Source organism: Alteromonas lipotrueae, assembly GCF_019249215.1.
GTDB lineage: Bacteria > Pseudomonadota > Gammaproteobacteria > Enterobacterales > Alteromonadaceae > Alteromonas > Alteromonas lipotrueae.
In genome coordinates this window covers 153,987-170,838 of record NZ_JAESDI010000006.1, presented here as the reverse complement: position 1 = coordinate 170,838, position 16,852 = coordinate 153,987, and the positions used below count along the sequence as shown (strand labels likewise).

Genomic DNA, 16,852 nt, shown 5'->3' with positions numbered 1-16,852 from the left:
CGATTACTTACCAACAATTGCTACCCGTCAATTGCTACCCGTCAATTGCTAGCCGTCAAAGATTAGCTAGAGACGTAATTTAAGTTTAATTTAGAACTAAAAACCGTGGTACGTGACGAACTCTTCATTGTCGGCACGTACCGACCTTACCTCGTTAGCAGCAAAGTTTTCATCAGGGTAACCTAGCGCAATACAAATCATAATGGCCTCAGAGTCTGGTATTTGCGCATGTTTGTGCACTACATCAGACTGCATTATGCCTTGACCGTTAATTACGCAACCAAGCCCTAAATCCCACGCGGCTAATACAATACCGTAAGCTAGAGAGCCTAAACCAAATTGCGTGATACCTGCAGGCTCTAGAGCTTTATCGTAAGTTAATACGAGCGATACAGGCGCATCGAACTGGCGAAAGCCACGCATCATCCAGTCCATACGTTTTTCTTTGTCTTCTCTGGCTATACCCATTACATCAAATAACTGCATGGCAACTTCACGCTGGCGCTGTTTATGAACGCCGTCATAATCCTCCTTGTACGGGAAGTCTCTCACGTAAGGCGTACCGGCTAATGTTCTCTCTGTATTACCTTCACGAATTTTATCAAGCACGTCACCCGATACCGCATGTATTTTCCACGTTTGGGTGTTGTAAGACGAAGGGGCCCATTTTGCTGCGTTAATTATGGCATCAACGGTTTCTTTAGTAACAGCTTGTTTCGTAAAACCACGTACGCTCTTACGTGATGCAGCAAATTCAGCAAAGTTCATACTTACTTCCTATTTTAGTCATTACGCTCAATTGTTAAAATAGAGTAAACACAGCAAGATAGGTATGCAATAAGCGCTAACCAGATATTGGATTGTTTGTTTTTATAGATATGTATTCGAGGGGAAAGCCAGGGTGCGTTACCAATGATTTTTAACATCCCCCCCAGCGTACTTTTATTGGTATGGATTAACCATCAGACGTGATAGTGTCAATTATCTCGTCTAGAACGGCTTCCGCTCTACTGCTTTCTACTTGGCACGTACCGGCGTTCAAATGACCACCACCTCCATACTTAAGGCATAGTTCACCTACGTTCGTGTTTGAAGTGCGGTTCGTGATTGATTTACCAATAGCGAAAACCACATTTTGCTTCTTAATACCCCACATTTTATGAATAGAGATATTACAGTCGGAGTACATGGCATAAATAACAAAGCGATTTGTAGCGTAAATGGTTTCTTCTTCTGTTAAATCAAGCACAACAAGGTTCTTGTGAACAGTTGCACATTTAGCCAATTGCACTTTCGCTAGCTCATTGTGCTCGTGATACAAAGCAACACGCTCGGCAACATCTTCTATTTCCAGAATGTCTTCAATGCTCTTGTCTTTACAAGCATCAATCAATTTCATCATTAGCTGATAATTCGAAATTTTGAAATCACGGAAACGACCTAAACCAGTACGCGCATCCATAATGAAGTTCATCAATACCCAATCGGTTGGCTCTAATATTTCTTCCTCGGAAAACTGCGCGGCATCACCTTTGTCTACGGCCTCCATCATTTCAAGGGAGATATTAGGAAACTTTTCTGCGCCGCCATAATAGTCGTATACCACTCGCGCAGCAGAAGGCGCATCAGGGTCGATAACATGATTTTTAATATCACTCGCGTTTCGCACTGTTTCACTGAGATGATGGTCGAACGCGATGTGACAGCCTGCCACATAAGGCAGATTAGTGGTTATATCACTTTCGGTAATATCTATTTTACCGTCTTGCATATCTTTTGGATGCACAAATAAAATATCATCGATGAGACCTAAGTCTTTCAAAAGAACGGCACAAACTAATCCGTCAAAGTCGCTTCGAGTAACTAGTCTAAATTTATTGTCAGGCATGTGGTTTCCATCTCTCCATTAGGCTGCTGCTTTTAATGTAACAGCTAAAATGAAGTTTAGCGTAATACCACAACAGTACAATCCTCCCTTCGTAGAAGGGCTTTAAATCGAACCTAAAATGCATTAGCATTACAATCCTATATTGCGTTAATCGTTAATAGTCTTTGTTTATTAGCAGTGTTAATTAGCAAAGACTTGTAAAACAAACGCTCCCTGGATCAGCAGACAGGGCATAACTGAGCTGGCATCTTTAATTTTATTATTTTATGGAGCCAAGTTATGTCTGAATTGTCGTCCTTATTTAAGCCTCAAGATAAGCCTCAAGTTAAACCTTCATCTAAATCTAAATCACTTTGGATTAAAAACCCGCAAGCCGTTTTCACCGGCAACGAGCTCGATGCTGCAGGCGGCATTGTGGTGCAAGACAATAAAATTGTTGAGCTTGTAGGGGCGGGAAAAACACCAGTAACGCCTATCGATGCAACAGAAGATGCCTCTCAATTGGTTATGCTTCCGGGGCTTATTAATACTCACCACCACTTTTACCAAACCCTCACCCGCGCATGGGCGCCTGTGGTCAATCAGCCGCTATTTCCATGGCTTAAAACCTTATACCCAGTTTGGGCAAAGCTTACCCCCGATGCGTTGTCGCTAGCCTGCGATGTGGCGTTAGCTGAATTGTTGCTGTCTGGATGTACTACCACGACCGATCATCACTATTTGTTCCCAACCGGTATGGAAGATGCCATAGATGTGCAAGTAGACTCGGTAAAGCGTATGGGCATGCGCGCCCTTCTTACTCGAGGCTCCATGAGCTTGGGTGAAGATGAAGGTGGACTGCCCCCTAGGCACACGGTGCAAAGTGGTGATGCAATACTAAAAGACAGCCAACGGCTAATAGACACCTACCATGAACGTGGTGACGGCGCGTGGATGCAAATAGCTCTAGCGCCCTGCTCTCCGTTTTCGGTTACTAGGGAAATTATGGCCGACAGCGCGCAAATGGCAATAGACGAAGATGTACGTTTGCATACTCATCTCGCTGAAACCTTAGATGAAGAAGACTTCTGTTTGAAGATGTTTGGCATGCGCACCGTCGATTACTTAGAAAGTGTGGGCTGGTTAAGCGATAGAACATGGTTGGCTCATGGTATTCATTTTAACAAAGATGAAATTCGCCGCTTGGGCGCAGCGGGCACAGGCATAACGCATTGTCCGGTTTCAAACATGCGCTTAGCCTCCGGCATGTGCCCTACCCTTGAACTGATTGAAGCGGGTGCCCCCATTGGCTTGGGTGTAGATGGTTCAGCCTCTAACGATGCATCGAATATGATGTACGAAGCCCGCCAAGCACTTTACTTACAGCGCTTAAAGTATGGTGCAGCAAAAATCACCCCAGAGTTAATTCTAGGCTGGGCGACTAAGGGTTCTGCATCGCTTATAGGCCGCTGTGACATAGGCGAAATTGCCGTGGGCAAACAAGCCGACCTTGCCTTTTTCAAACTCGATGAGCTGCGTTTTAGTGGCAGTCACGACCCTATATCTGCACTATTGTTATGCGGAGCAGATAAAGCCGAACAGGTAATGATTGGCGGAAAATGGCGGGTAAAAGCAGGGCAAATTATTGGGTTAGATACCCAAACGCTAATGGCGCGCCACCGTGCAGTGGCGGCGAAACTTGTCAGTTAATTTAGTAACTTAGCAACCCGTTAGTCAAAAGCCGCTTGGCTAAGTATATCTTTATACTTGGCCAAATAGGCATCTACATCCACATCTGAACAAACCGATTGCGCAGGATAATTGGCCCACTCGTCGATAGGGAAACGCTTTGCTACCGTTTTTTGCATAGTATGACCTATGGCAGGCCCTTCTGTGATCACACGAATTGGCCCCTCTACCGTTTCAAACAATTGTGGCGCAATCACCTGCATAATCGCTGATGAATCGTGCACGTATATGCCATCAACTTGGTCTGTTTCTTGATGGAAATTGGCATAAAAGCGAGTGATATCATAAATGAAAGACCCATATTTAGGCGAACACTCAGCAAGGCTTGCTAAGTAGTCGTTACTCATTATCACCTTTTTAGTGACATCAAGCCCCACTGCGGTTACCGACCAGTCAGCGGTAAGGACTTCGTCGGCGGCATGAGGGTCGCCAATAATATTGGCTTCAGCAAAGGGGCTCACGTTTCCTGTATTACCATGGTAACCAAATGCACCGCCCATGATCACCACACGCTTCACTAAATTAATAATCTCAGGACATTTTCGAAGTGCCAGCGCTAAGTTAGTCATACGGCCAACGGCTACTAACGTGATTTCACCGGGGTTTGCTTTCACCTTCTCGATAATATAATCGTGAGCGGCAAGTGACACTTCACTTGGTAAGTCGGTTTCATCAATATCGACGTTGCCCAAGCCGTTATCGCCATGTACAAAATCGGCAGGCTCGTCTACCGGAATGACTAATGGTTCTTTTGCACCACGGGCCACATCTGCGCTTAAATTAAAGCGCTTTTTAAGGTACAAGGCATTACGCGTGGCGGTGTCGATATTCGCATTACCGAAGCCTGTAGTAATGGCCACCAAATCAATATCGGCGCTTGCCTGTGCAAACAAAATCGCCATAGCGTCATCAATACCTGGATCGGTATCAAAAATAATCTTTTCCATTTTTAATTCCTTACGCGTGGGCACGCAGCTCACGTTTTTCCAAAAATAAACAAAAACCAAACACAAGCGCCACAAAGGTGTAGCCAACCCATGTCATAATAATCGCGCTTTGTACGCCAAATAGCTGCACCACCCAACCAGATAACATGGGTGCAATTGTACTGCCTACGTTGCCACTGAATAATAAAAAGGTGACGAGCACAGCGGGCGCTGAAGTTAGCTGCTGAGAACCAACAGATATCGCAATTTTATATATGCAGGTAGTGGTTAACCCAAATAGGTAACTGGTTAAGAGAAACCACTCCGCAGAGGAAGCTAACATAAATGTGAAAGTGATCAGGCTTGCTAACACGGTTACCAACATCAATAACGAGCGCTGCGGAATTTTATTCACAAAAATAGCTGCGGTAATTAATCCGAAAATAGACATACCCCAATAATTCCCAACGGCCTGCGCCGATATTTTTTCGCTTACCCCGAACGTGTGTTGTAAGTAATTTGGAGACCAAGTAAGAAAAGTAGTTTGGGCCATTAAATAAGTACAAACGCCCACGGCAATTAAACACACCCTAGGGGTTAATACCCGTTTAAATTGTGACAATGCCGATGCCGCGTTAGTATCGTCTGCCTCAGTGGCAGGAAAGCGAACAAAAAATAAGGTTGCCCAAAGTACTAGTGCCAACGCCCCCACAACCCCAAAGCTATAAACCCAATCTACTTGCGCGGCAATGATTACGGCAGCTAAAGAAGGAAAGATAAACCCCGCAGCACTGAACGCGCAGTCGGTGGCTAAAAATGCCGAAGCTCTTTTTGCTTCATGATAAATCTTGGATAAAATGACTGCCCCACCAGCAAGCCCACAACCACAGCCTACACCAAGCCCCCAAAGCACTATTGCAAGCGGCCAATAGGAAGTAGGCGCCACGACGACCAATACCAGCATGATCGCCAAAAATAGCGTGTAATTAGCTATAAGTACTTGCTTTAGCGAATGGCGAGCGTACAAGAATAGTGATGCGAATGTACCGCACAGTGCGCCACCAGTTAGCCATGAAAACACGCCGACGGTTGCCGCTGGCGTGGCATTTAGCGAAGACGATACCGCATTCAAAATAACGCCAATTTGGGTGAGTAAACCCGACATTATCATGTAGCTAATGAACCCTATTGCGGTAAGTAAAAGTCGATTCAATTCTTAGACCTAGGTGCTAGTAATACTCTTTTATACCGAGTTAGAACTGAAACAACAATGCTCTCCATAAAAATATTGACCATTTAGTCAAAAAATCATTTTATAACGCTAGCACTTGCCCTTGTTTCGCTAATATAAAGTTAAAGCCTAGTGCATTAGCACTTTCTAATTCCTGTGCAATAACTGCTCGCGGATCTGTGCCTCGCTTTAAGCTGTATTTTATGTGGCTGATGATAACCTTCATATTGCTAAGTTGTTCTTTGTCTTCTACCAATGCATGAAACGTTGTGAGTTCTTGCATCAACCATTTAGGCGTAAGGTGGCCAAATAACAGATTATCAGGCCGTGTGTTGTCGAACGAGACTTCAATGGAAATACCGCGAAGGGTTTTATGCTGCATTTGCTTTGCGAGATAACGCCACACTGCATCTAGCTTTCCTTGCTTTTCTACTTCATCAGGCCCGGTATCACCAAAATACACAAACATATCGTTATTATGCTCAATCACAAATGCGGTGGACTCTAATGGATGGCTTAAACTAAACGCCGTAACGCTAAGTGCTGTGTCTTTAATTTCTACCGTTTTCTGAGGCGTTAAGTCGATAACCTCGTACTTATTTAACATTGGCGCGATACCACGGTTGGTGAAATTGGCCCATGCCTGCCAGTTAAAATAAGTATCGCTCATGGTTTGATTTACCGACGAAAGCGCATAAATAGGCTTACTGCTGTCATCAGGGGATGCAATTAAAAGTCCAACGACGTGATCGAGGTGACCATGGCTAAGTAAGTAAGCTTTAACATGATGATGCAGAATATTACCGTTTGGGTTTAACGAAGGGTCTGGTGTGGTAGTTAAGCTATCAAAAGCTTTGTTTTCAAGCGCCACGTTAATGCCGTTCACTAAAGAGCCTGCGTCTAAGCTAATAAAGTTCTCATCTTCTACGCTGCGCAATAAAAACGAACTTAGGTTTCCATCTTCAATACCGCCCGTGTCACCTAAGGTAATAAGTTCAAAAGCCGGTGAAATAGTATTTATTGATGATTGAATGTCTTGCTGAGCTTGCTTTTGTTTTTGACTGTGTTCTTGCGCGTTTTGATGAGCCTGACAGCCACTTACTATCAAAATAAGCAGTAAAGTACTTATGAATTTCACGTATTTTCCAAATTTAGATGTTTAATTTTAGCGAGTCATTTTAAACAGCATATTTCTGTTTATCTTCTCGATATCAATTCTCTATATCAAGTCTCGCATACGCGCTTGCTAACGGTTATTGTTAAGTAATAGAAGAGAAGAAAGCTTGGCTTTCGCTGATGATCCTTGCCGTCTCGATAGGATCGGGTTCGGTAGTCCAATCGTTCAGTTTAAAGGTTCCGCCTAATATCATATAGTCGTTTCTAGAGAACATATACAAAACGTCAGAACCGCCACCTACCGTAAGGTAATCGACGGCGGGGTCTGGCGGTAACAACACCAACTGTCCTTTAGCTGGCATAATACCTTCATCGTTAAACAACGCTCTTGAGCCTAAACCTGTGCAGTTGAATACAATTGGCTCAGCTAATGAGTGTATATCGTCTTGGCTGGTAAATTCACGTATCACAAACTCACCACCCGATAATCGAATATCAGTTACTAAGCGCCTTAAAAAGGTGGTGGTTTCCACCAGCATAGTGGCAGATGAAATGCAGTAATCGGTTGGAAATGGGTGCTGCTCAGGCCCATACACTTGTGTATAAGGGTAGTATCGCCGAAAAAGCCCTTCACTATCAGGCTTTGTGTTTCCGGCGGTATATAACTCTTTCCATTGAATGCCGTAGTCCTTCCCCACCATCTTCGCAAAGGTGCTGTGTGCTATTTTTGCTGCTTGCTGCAATTGGGTTTTAAACGTGCTGCTAGATATTAATGGGTCGTGCACACTATATGGCCCCCATTCTCCACCTGCTACTTGTGAAGTAGTAAAGCGCGGCATAGATTTAGTGTACAAAGTCACCTTCCAACCCGCTTCTTGCAGCAAACGGGCTGTGGTTAACCCCATCACCCCGCTACCGATAATAGCTGCTTCTTTAGTTTCAAAATTAGCAACTTCATTCACTGCCAGTGCCGAAGAGCCCCATGATAGGGAAATCCCCCCACCACCATGCCCGTAATTGTGCACCAATGTTTTATTCCCGAATGCTTCGCTTTTTACCACAAAGCCTTCAGGTCTATAAGGACGATGCCCCACTATTTCGGTAACGATATTATTGGCAGAAATTTTAGGCGCCACCATGGGCCTACGAGAAAATGGGCGCTGAAACACGTGGTTTGTTGAGGTTTTAGTTGCTGATGTAGCGCACGCTGCAAGTGATGCTGCTAACGTTCCTGCGCCAATACCTTGTATAAACTCTCGGCGTTTGAGTTTGTTGTTCACCATGCCCATTCCTCAATGTGTTTTTGGTTATATCCGACTTTACTGCAAGACACTCGGTTTATATTGCAAATTAAAACGAAAGAAAGCAAAACACTTGCCAAGGGCATTGATTTAAAATGGAAAAAAATGAAGTAGAAAAGGCTAATGTGAAACCGCTGAAAAACACGGGTTATCTTGATAACGATAACCCGTGCTCAAGCTCGGGTAGATGCTTAGTGATTAATATTGGTTTGTTCTTCTTCAAGATGCGTATTAAGAAACTCAATGAGTGCATTGTAATACAACCCCGCATCATCAGGATTTATAAAGCCGTGGCCCACGTCATCCATCACCATCCAATCGTGTTTTATACCATGGTCTTTTAACGCAAAATGTAATCGATAAGAATGCTCAATATCAACCGTATTGTCGTCTGTACCATGGGCAATAAAAACGGGCTTTGTTATATCTTTGAATTGATACAATGGTGAATATTTAAATAGCTCATCTTGCTGAGTTTTGGGATCACCCATTATTTCTGTAAGTGCCCGCATCATGTCATCGCTTTTGGCATCACTTCGTTGGAATCGCAAAGCGAGATCAGTAACCCCTGCGAAAGACGCTGCACACTTATAAAGCTGCGGGGAACGAATAACACTGTACAAGGCTGAGTAGCCGCCATAGCTGCCCCCTACAATACAGACCTGGTTTGGGTTTACCTCGTAATTTTCTTTGGTGTAAGCGAGAGCTTGCTCAATATCATCTTCAATAAGGCGCCCCCATTGCTGAAGCCCCTGTTGCTTAAAGGCCTTTCCATACCCTGAAGAACCTCTGTAGTTAACCTGAAGTGTAGCAAAGCCTGCATCAACCAACACTTGTATGTTACCTGAATAATGACGCGAGTCACTCACGCCTATGGGGCCACCATGGGGAATAACCACCAATGGAGGGTTTTCGCTATTTGGAAGGGTTAGGAATGCTTCTAGCGATACTCCGTCTTCAGCTTCTAAGCGCAATAGCTTTGTTTTACTGAGGGACTTTTTGGCAAGCCAAGGGTACAAATCAATAAGGTGGCTAAAACTGTCAGTGGTGCGGTTGTAGTAATAGGTTTGCCCAGGATTTGCGCTGTCGTCAGCCACGAAAATAATATTGTTCCCCGACTTATCCATATCTACCGCATAAACCCCCTCCGTTTGACTTGATTTACTAAGCCGAGATGTTAGCGCGTTGTAGCCATCAGAAAAATAGACCTGCTTCGCCATGCCTTTTTCAATAAAAGATACACCGATGATATCTTTCGTCTCAGGGTGCCTAATGGCAGCAGTTAAATCGTAAGAGGGGTGCTCAAAAACAACCTCAGTAAACTGTTGAGATTCAATATCGAAGGCACGTAAATTGATTTTATCGCTGTTGTGATTGGTGAGTAAAAGCAATTTGTCTGCATTACCGCCAACGACTTTTAAAACATCGCCTTCATTGCTCTTCCACACTGCTTTGTAACGGTATTTCTTGGGTTTGCTTCCCGTTCTTGCAAACAGTTCAGTGACTTCATCAACGGTTCTGGTTCCAGCCAATCGCCAACCTTTGCTGTCGAACACCCAGTTGTGCAGTTTTGGCCCCGTTTTATTGAGTCGTAGCTTTCTACGAAAATTAGACTCAGAAATCTTTTTAGTGAGATCTAGCTTAAATAAGTTGATGTAATAATCGTAATCATCAGAGTATTCATAACGGGCGAAAATAGCCTTGTGTGCCTGATTAGGTAATGTATCTACCCAATAACCTTCCTGCGAAATATAAGAAAGTCTAAAAGCCGGATTAGGCTGCTGACTTCTATCTGCGAACTCAACGAGCACATAACGGTGAAAACGGCCGTTAGAATGTTGCTTAAGTGAAAGAAAGCTATCTGAGAGCCACTTTAATTCATGAATTTTATTATAATGAGTTTCCCAACTCATTATCTTGTTTTGGTGCTGTACTTGAAGTTGCTGGCGCTCGAACGTTATTGGGTCGTCCATAGTGCCCCGTTTCAAATCATAAATAATAAGGTCGTAAGTGGCTGCTTTAGGCTCGATAAATGCCACGGCGGTGCCTGAAGGGTTTATGGAAAATAACTTGTACTTAGATGCTTTGAAAAAGTCGCTTATATCTTCACCATTGGCTTCCTTATCTACAGCCTGAACAGGAGCACAAATAAACACTAAGCTTGAAAACATTACCAAAAGTATAATTTTAAGATGTGACATATATTACTCCCCCTCTTTTAATGCATGAGTGAGATAAAAGTCGATATAGTGATCGTTTGGATAAAGACCGTTTACTACATCGAAACTCCCTATGTAACCAGGGTGATCTTGCTCTAGAATTTTGAGAATAATTGACGCTCTGTTTAGCTGTCGTACCTGAAGTCGGCTACCCAACTTTTCAATCATCAATAAGCCTGTGTAGTTCAACACGCCAGGCTTAACGGAAAAGGTCAAATTATCGTCAGATAAATCGTAATAAACTTTTAGTAAGTTACCTTTTTTTCTGGAACCCGTACGTTCGTATACTTCGGTCCACGAATACGTACCGGCTGGCATTTTTATGACTTCGATATGTTGGGAGTAATTTAACGGCCCAAAAGTAAGTTTGTTCCCGAAGCCGCTGCCTTTTAAAACAATGCTTTCTGAATAGCCCTTAGAATACAGTGCAATGGCAACGTATCCTTCATCAGGTCCAAGGGGTTCTATTTCTGAAAATACCTCAGCCGAAAATAAGGCAAATATTGCTATTAATACAGCTTTCACGCAGTTCATTCCTTTGATTTTTTTGTAATTATTTTGCCAGACACTTTACTCAACCAGAGAAGGATTATCAACGGCGTTTTGTGGAAAATTAAATTTCAGCCCCGCGCATGTTTAGGCACTATACTTTTGTCTACACGACTATCAAGCACGACGTTTAACGTTAATTCACTCGTATCTGTATAACCCAATTTCAATTGCACATCATTACCTTAACGAATAGTTTAATCGGCCTTTCAAGCTTATTAACTCGCAGTAAAATGTTTGGAAATTGTTCGCGATCACACTCTTGGCTTTGCGACAGGCCACAAGCTTGGCGACAGGCAATTTCCTTTTCCCTGTTCACCGCCCCAACAGCATATTGTTAAATCAGAGAAAGTTTGCTACGTTTTAAATTGAACAAAATTCGAACAAACATTTAACCTTTATTCTATTCACAACAAATTGAAAAAAACATATTTGACGAGAGAATATTAATGAAAATTAGGATGATGTTAATAATCCCCCTTGTTTTACTTTCACACGTAGCCTCGGCTAAAAACACACAAACAAGCAGCCAAGAAGACATGGAAGTTATTCAAATTATAGGTCAATTTTCTGCAGCAAAGTGGGGCCAAATAGCTGAACAGGCTAAAGTTGATTTCTACGACTTATTTAATCAACTTAATACAATTGAAAAATTTAGAATGGTTTGCAGAGCAGAAAAACCAATTGGTTCGAACATCAAGCGAAATGTATGTGAACCCATGTTCTTCAAGCACGCAATGTTCAATCGAACGCAAAACGATATCAATAATGGCAGTACGAATAATGGCTCAATCAGATTGAGCAGCGCGCCAAATTCTGACGATATACTTTTTTTAACTACCAACACTAAAGAAGCCGCAAATGCTCACATGGAGCAACTAATCATGGAGCATCCCGAGCTAAGAGAAAAATTCAGCTTTTACGCCAAGGCCAAAAAGTCGGCAGAAATAAGAGAACAAATGGATGACTAGATTGCACGTATAACCCAAAGCCGCAATCGAGGTGTTAACACGACAACGACACTAACCCATTACTGTCAATTTACCACTAACTCACGTGGGCTTCATATGGAAATAGTCAATCGGAGCAGTATTGAGAACGAGATACCCGATCTTTTTTCAGACACATCGGTTTGGAGCCTAGTGCCTCATAAGGTTTCTGAACACAGTGCTGAAATTTGGACGGGCACTTTATTCCCTTATTTAAGAAAACCGGCGCTTAGCCGTATAATTGTATATATAAATAATACCGAAATAAGCCGAGTAGATATTACCCTAGACCAATGGCAACGCCCTTTTCGCCGTGTCAGCAAGCGATTTTATACGCTTTTAACGCTGGATAACTTGCAGTCAAATCAAGAATACAAAGTGGTTTTTTTTCAACAATTAGAGGACGATGCACTGGATTACGCAGGCGATTGGCTTCTGTTAAAAACAGCTTATTTCAGCACCTTACCTTTAGCACTTCCCACCAGCGAGGCAAACGCTTTTACGGTTTCTTTAAGCAGCTGCTTCTATGAGCACAAAGACTATGGCCAAACTGCCCAAGCCTTCAAAACGCTGTACGCAAACAATGATAAGGTGTTTAAACCCGACATAAAGTTCATGGTAGGCGACCAAGTTTACTTAGATATTGGCGCTGACTCTCTTTCCCCGCTAACCAACGAAGTAAGACTTAGAATTGCCGATGACTACGCCAAGCATTGGCAAGCACTAGGAAGCATGCTTTCTCGTGGCGGCACATGGATGCTACCGGACGACCACGAATATTGGAATGATTACCCGTTTTATGATGGCATAGTACCTACCCTATACATGTTGAAAATCCCTAAAATTCGTGCCGCGTGGAAAGGCGCATCTGAAGATGGTGTTAAGCGCATTCAGCAAACGAAAGCGCTGGTTGAAACCTTCACCATTGGTAACGATTTGTCTTTTTGCATCGCTGATTTACGCTCTTCGCGGTCAAAAACCCAGTTTATCAACAAAGCGGGATTTGCTGAGCTCATTGAATGGATAACCACGCTTACAATGCCTGGGGTATTGGTCATTCCACAGGTTTTAGTCACCCAAGAAAATAAACTAGAACGCAATTTACTAAGCTTTAAAAAACAATACACCGCGCTTTTAAATGCCCTTGCTACTGCCAGCCATGACATTGTTGTACTGGCGGGCGATGTGCACTTTGGCCGTATATGCTCGGTAGATATTGGTACACAGGGCATTAAACTCATTGAAGTCGTTGCATCGCCAACATCGAACCTTACTGGGGTAAACTCTGTTGCCTCATCTAAGCCAAGCTATTGCCCCGAGAAATTTCCCGACCCGAAAGCCAAGCTAGATGTAAATTGGCCAGATAGTGACGTTGACTATTATGATAAGCCATACAAACTCACCACAACGAAAGGCCGATGGTTTTCTTCTTACTGGCGGGAGAAAACGAATGAACACATGATGACAATTGGTTTTAACAAAATAGACGGCAAAGTGAACATGACTGTTCAAGCATGGTTAATTAGGAAAACGGATGCAGACGGGAAGCCAAAACCCCAATTTAAAGCGCCTTTTACGATTGCCTTAAACTGAACAAAAAACGTTATTACTACTGGCTATTGCTTGCCGCAATAGTGTAACTTTTCACTACGCTCCTAATTACCTTTATAAGGCACCAGCAATGAAGTACGTTGCATTTGCATTAATACTGACAGCACTTTCAGTAAACAGCTACGCTTTTGACCCCAAGCAAGCACGACAATCACACAAGGTTGTCGTGGAATGTAAAGATATCGCTTGGTCGGACGTTCAAACTCTTGTACAGCCCTATTTATCTGACGATATAAATGCAGCCCTGGTTATGCAGGGGCAAAGTGCCAATTACAAAGTGTCGTTAGCTGCCGAGCAAGTTATCGGTGAACCACTTCCAGATATTATTAATACCATACTGACATCTATTGTAGAGGCAGATTGTTAACCTTATAGAGCCGTCAATGAACAAAGAGTAAGTAAACTTCCCCACCCGCTTCTGATTTTATTCTTTCACCTGCGTAATCATTTCTAAACTCTTTCACGCATTGTGCCGTAGCAATAATAAGCCCACGGTCGAGCGACCATGATTGCAACGGAAACTGGCTTTATTCAAAGCCCTGAAGGATATTTACAATGGCTAAAAAACCCCAACTAACAACGTCAGCTGGTGCGCCAGTTGCGAGTAATGAAACAACTAAAACGGCAGGAGCACGCGGCCCCGCTCTTCTTCAAGATTATCAATTGCTAGAAAAACTAGCTCACCAAAACCGAGAGCGTATTCCAGAGCGCGTTGTTCACGCTAAAGGCTGGGGAGCTCAAGGTACTTTCACGGTTACCCATGATATTACTGACTATTCTTGCGCTGATATTTTTTCACATGTAGGCAAGCAAACTGAAGTGCTAAGCAGGTGGTCAACCGTAGCAGGCGAATCTGGCGCGGCTGACACCGAGCGCGATGTGCGTGGTTTCAGCCTGAAGTTTTATACCGAACAAGGCAACTGGGACATGGTAGGTAACAATACCCCGGTGTTCTTCGTTCGTGATGGCTACAAATTCCCTGATTTTATTCGCACCCAAAAACGCCACCCGAAAACCAACCTTCGCTCTCCAGAAGCGATGTTTGACTTCTGGGCAGGCCAGCCAGAAAGTGTACACCAAGTGACTATTCTGATGTCTGATAGAGGTATACCCGTATCGCCTATGCATATGAATGGTTATGGAAGCCATACTTTCAGCATGTGGAACAAAGACGGCAAACGCCATTGGGTGAAATTCCATTTCAAAACACAGCAAGGCATTAAGAATTACACCAATGAAACCTCTGAGCAAATTATTGGTAGTACCCGTGAGAAATATCAAGAAGAACTGTATAGCGCCATAGATGAAGGGAACTTCCCTAAATGGACCATGTACATTCAGGCTATGCCTGAAGTAGATGCGGGTAAGCAAGCTTTTAACCCTTTCGACTTAACGAAAGTGTGGCCGCATGATGATTACCCGCTTATTCAAGTAGGCGAGCTGGAAATGAATCAAAACCCTGAAAACTATTTCCAAATGATTGAAAATGCGGCATTCAGCCCATCCAACGTTGTACCTGGCATTGGTTTCAGCCCTGACAAAATGTTGCAAGCTCGTATCTTTTCGTATGCTGATGCACACAGATACCGGTTAGGTACGCATTATGAAGCGTTACCCGCTAACGCGCCTAAAAACAGCAAGGTGAACCACTATCATAAAGACGGTGCAATGCGCTTCTTTACCAATGATTTTGGCAATCCAGATGCGTATTACGAGCCAAACCAACACGAAGGCCCTGTGGCAGATTTCTCGGTTAAAGAGCCGCCACTTCGCATAGACGGCGATGCAGACAGATATCATCAAGAAGATGCGGATGTTGATTACGTTCAACCTCGTAAACTTTATGAGATGTTCGATGACGCACAAAAAGAGCGTATGTATAAAAACTACGCGGCGGCGATGGGCCCATGCTCAGATAGCGTAAAAGAGCGCTGGTATGCCGTGTTAGAAAAAGTACATCCAGATTATGCTGCGGGTGTGAAGCACGCGGTAGAAACCTTGGATACCGACGTTAATACTGTGCCTATCACCGAAAATACGCCGATTGAAGATAACTAATTTCAATCGGTAACGTTTGAATTAACGTTATTTTAAATAGCTACACAAAAGCCCCAAACACGAAGTGTTTGGGGCTTTTTATTGATATTCAAATTAGATAAGAACGAAACTTAAAGATGCGTGGGAGTTGAACTACACAATGCCTAATATTTTATAGCTATGACACCCACTTTTATCGCTAGGTTTTAAACGGGCTATTTCTTATCAGAACGTTCCGCTCTTTTCTTTTTCTTTCGCTCGTTCTTGTCGGTTACAATTTTAATCGCTTCTTCTTGCGTTAAGTTAGGGTGTTTAGCCACTATTTCTTTAACTCTGTCATCAAATTTTGTCATTTATAAATCTCATGTTTTGTATGTTCAATATTACAGCGGTTCTAGCTTTCAACGTGAATAGATGTGTAGCGGTTCAACTTCCTGCACCGTTCAAAAAAGATGGAAAGATTAGAAATAAGCGCACCCTTTATACTTAGATATACTCAGATGCCTTCGCACAAATAAGCTAGAACAACACCTCATGTGTGATAACCGTATTTTACACCAAACTCGCAAATAAAGATGTGGAAATCGAGTTAATATTTGAGAGGGGATTTATGGACACCCACAATAATTTTACGGACATCTAACTTTATGGACACCCACAGCGAGCTACAAGCAAATTGGAGATTTTGTGGATACCCACCGCCAGTATTTGATGAGAGGGAAAGCGTGAAGGAGGAAAACGGTAAAGGGATAAGAGGATCAGAGTACTTTGAAATGGTGAATTAACTCTGACCCTTTTGGTTTTTTGTTAAACCGGCTGAACGTGTAGAACGCCTACTTCCACTTTCACCACTTCTGCCGTTGCGCCCTTTTTTATGGCCGATGAAGATTTAACTGTCCATACCACGCCAGAAAATCGCGCGGTACCGGGCGCCCCAGGAGCCACGTCACTTTCTAAATCGAACTGTGTTCCTATCCAGTCTGACTTTACCTCTTTAGGAGCGCGATCTTTTTGAAGTAGCTTCAATGGACGCCAGAGCACTAATGTAAGGATTGCATCAATAATCGCAATGGCAATAAACGCATCTAACAACGCCTCATCAAGTATTCTAATATACATAAGACCTGACACCAGCATCATTGCGATGCCCAACGTCAACAGAAGTATTGTGGTGAAACCCATTAATACTTCGATAATTAGCAACAATAAGCCTATGCCAATTAAAAAATGCGGTAAGTTGGTAAACATATTGTCCAT

Annotated in this window: 15 protein-coding genes; 5 read left to right on the top strand and 10 right to left on the bottom strand. The window is 43.1% G+C overall.

The window, feature by feature from the left end; all coding sequences use genetic code 11:
* Positions 1–96: 96 nt before the first annotated feature.
* A complete protein-coding gene (locus JKP82_RS08595; RefSeq protein ID WP_159531733.1) occupies positions 97–768 on the bottom strand; it encodes a nitroreductase in 672 nt (223 codons plus the stop codon).
* 187 nt (positions 769–955) lie between these two features.
* Positions 956–1,888: a DHH family phosphoesterase gene (locus JKP82_RS08590; RefSeq protein WP_159531735.1), complete on the bottom strand. Its 933-nt coding sequence runs from the start codon at positions 1,886–1,888 to the stop codon at positions 956–958.
* Positions 1,889–2,167: 279 nt separating this feature from the next.
* Between JKP82_RS08590 and JKP82_RS08585 the strand changes: the two genes are divergently transcribed.
* Positions 2,168–3,577, top strand: a complete 1,410-nt coding sequence (locus tag JKP82_RS08585) for an 8-oxoguanine deaminase (RefSeq protein ID WP_218396668.1) — start codon at positions 2,168–2,170, stop codon at positions 3,575–3,577.
* Positions 3,578–3,597: 20 nt separating this feature from the next.
* On the opposite strand, the gene JKP82_RS08580 is transcribed toward JKP82_RS08585, so the two are convergent.
* From JKP82_RS08580 to JKP82_RS08555, 6 genes are all read right to left on the bottom strand, one after another.
* Positions 3,598–4,563 (bottom strand): nucleoside hydrolase, encoded by a 966-nt coding sequence (locus tag JKP82_RS08580; protein WP_159531737.1) that lies wholly within the window; start codon positions 4,561–4,563, stop codon positions 3,598–3,600.
* Between the two features lie 10 nt (positions 4,564–4,573).
* Positions 4,574–5,755 (bottom strand): MFS transporter TsgA, encoded by a 1,182-nt coding sequence (gene tsgA / locus JKP82_RS08575; RefSeq protein WP_218396666.1) that lies wholly within the window; start codon positions 5,753–5,755, stop codon positions 4,574–4,576.
* A gap of 100 nt (positions 5,756–5,855) precedes the next feature.
* Positions 5,856–6,911: an MBL fold metallo-hydrolase gene (locus JKP82_RS08570; protein WP_159531741.1), complete on the bottom strand. Its 1,056-nt coding sequence runs from the start codon at positions 6,909–6,911 to the stop codon at positions 5,856–5,858.
* Positions 6,912–7,032: 121 nt separating this feature from the next.
* Positions 7,033–8,172, bottom strand: coding sequence for an FAD-dependent oxidoreductase (locus JKP82_RS08565; protein WP_218396665.1), 1,140 nt, complete (start codon positions 8,170–8,172; stop codon positions 7,033–7,035).
* Between the two features lie 209 nt (positions 8,173–8,381).
* Positions 8,382–10,391, bottom strand: a complete 2,010-nt coding sequence (locus JKP82_RS08560) for an alpha/beta hydrolase family protein (RefSeq protein WP_159531745.1) — start codon at positions 10,389–10,391, stop codon at positions 8,382–8,384.
* A gap of 3 nt (positions 10,392–10,394) precedes the next feature.
* Positions 10,395–10,934, bottom strand: coding sequence for a hypothetical protein (locus JKP82_RS08555; RefSeq protein ID WP_159531747.1), 540 nt, complete (start codon positions 10,932–10,934; stop codon positions 10,395–10,397).
* Between the two features lie 563 nt (positions 10,935–11,497).
* Between JKP82_RS08555 and JKP82_RS08550 the strand changes: the two genes are divergently transcribed.
* The 4 genes from JKP82_RS08550 to JKP82_RS08535 all read left to right on the top strand — a co-directional run bounded on the left by JKP82_RS08550 (position 11,498) and on the right by JKP82_RS08535 (position 15,616).
* Complete coding sequence (locus tag JKP82_RS08550; RefSeq protein WP_159531749.1) at positions 11,498–11,929, top strand: hypothetical protein; 432 nt, start codon at positions 11,498–11,500, stop codon at positions 11,927–11,929.
* 96 nt (positions 11,930–12,025) lie between these two features.
* Positions 12,026–13,540: a metallophosphoesterase family protein gene (locus JKP82_RS08545; RefSeq protein WP_220099890.1), complete on the top strand. Its 1,515-nt coding sequence runs from the start codon at positions 12,026–12,028 to the stop codon at positions 13,538–13,540.
* An 88-nt stretch (positions 13,541–13,628) separates the two neighbouring features.
* Positions 13,629–13,925, top strand: coding sequence for a hypothetical protein (locus JKP82_RS08540; protein ID WP_218396662.1), 297 nt, complete (start codon positions 13,629–13,631; stop codon positions 13,923–13,925).
* 188 nt (positions 13,926–14,113) lie between these two features.
* On the top strand, positions 14,114–15,616 hold the full coding sequence (locus JKP82_RS08535) for a catalase (protein ID WP_218396661.1): 1,503 nt from the start codon (positions 14,114–14,116) through the stop codon (positions 15,614–15,616).
* 194 nt (positions 15,617–15,810) lie between these two features.
* Here JKP82_RS08535 and JKP82_RS08530 read toward each other — a convergent pair whose 3' ends face one another.
* Positions 15,811–15,948 (bottom strand): hypothetical protein, encoded by a 138-nt coding sequence (locus tag JKP82_RS08530; RefSeq protein WP_167347523.1) that lies wholly within the window; start codon positions 15,946–15,948, stop codon positions 15,811–15,813.
* Positions 15,949–16,402: 454 nt separating this feature from the next.
* On the bottom strand, positions 16,403–16,852 hold the full coding sequence (locus tag JKP82_RS08525; RefSeq protein ID WP_218396658.1) for an NfeD family protein: 450 nt from the start codon (positions 16,850–16,852) through the stop codon (positions 16,403–16,405).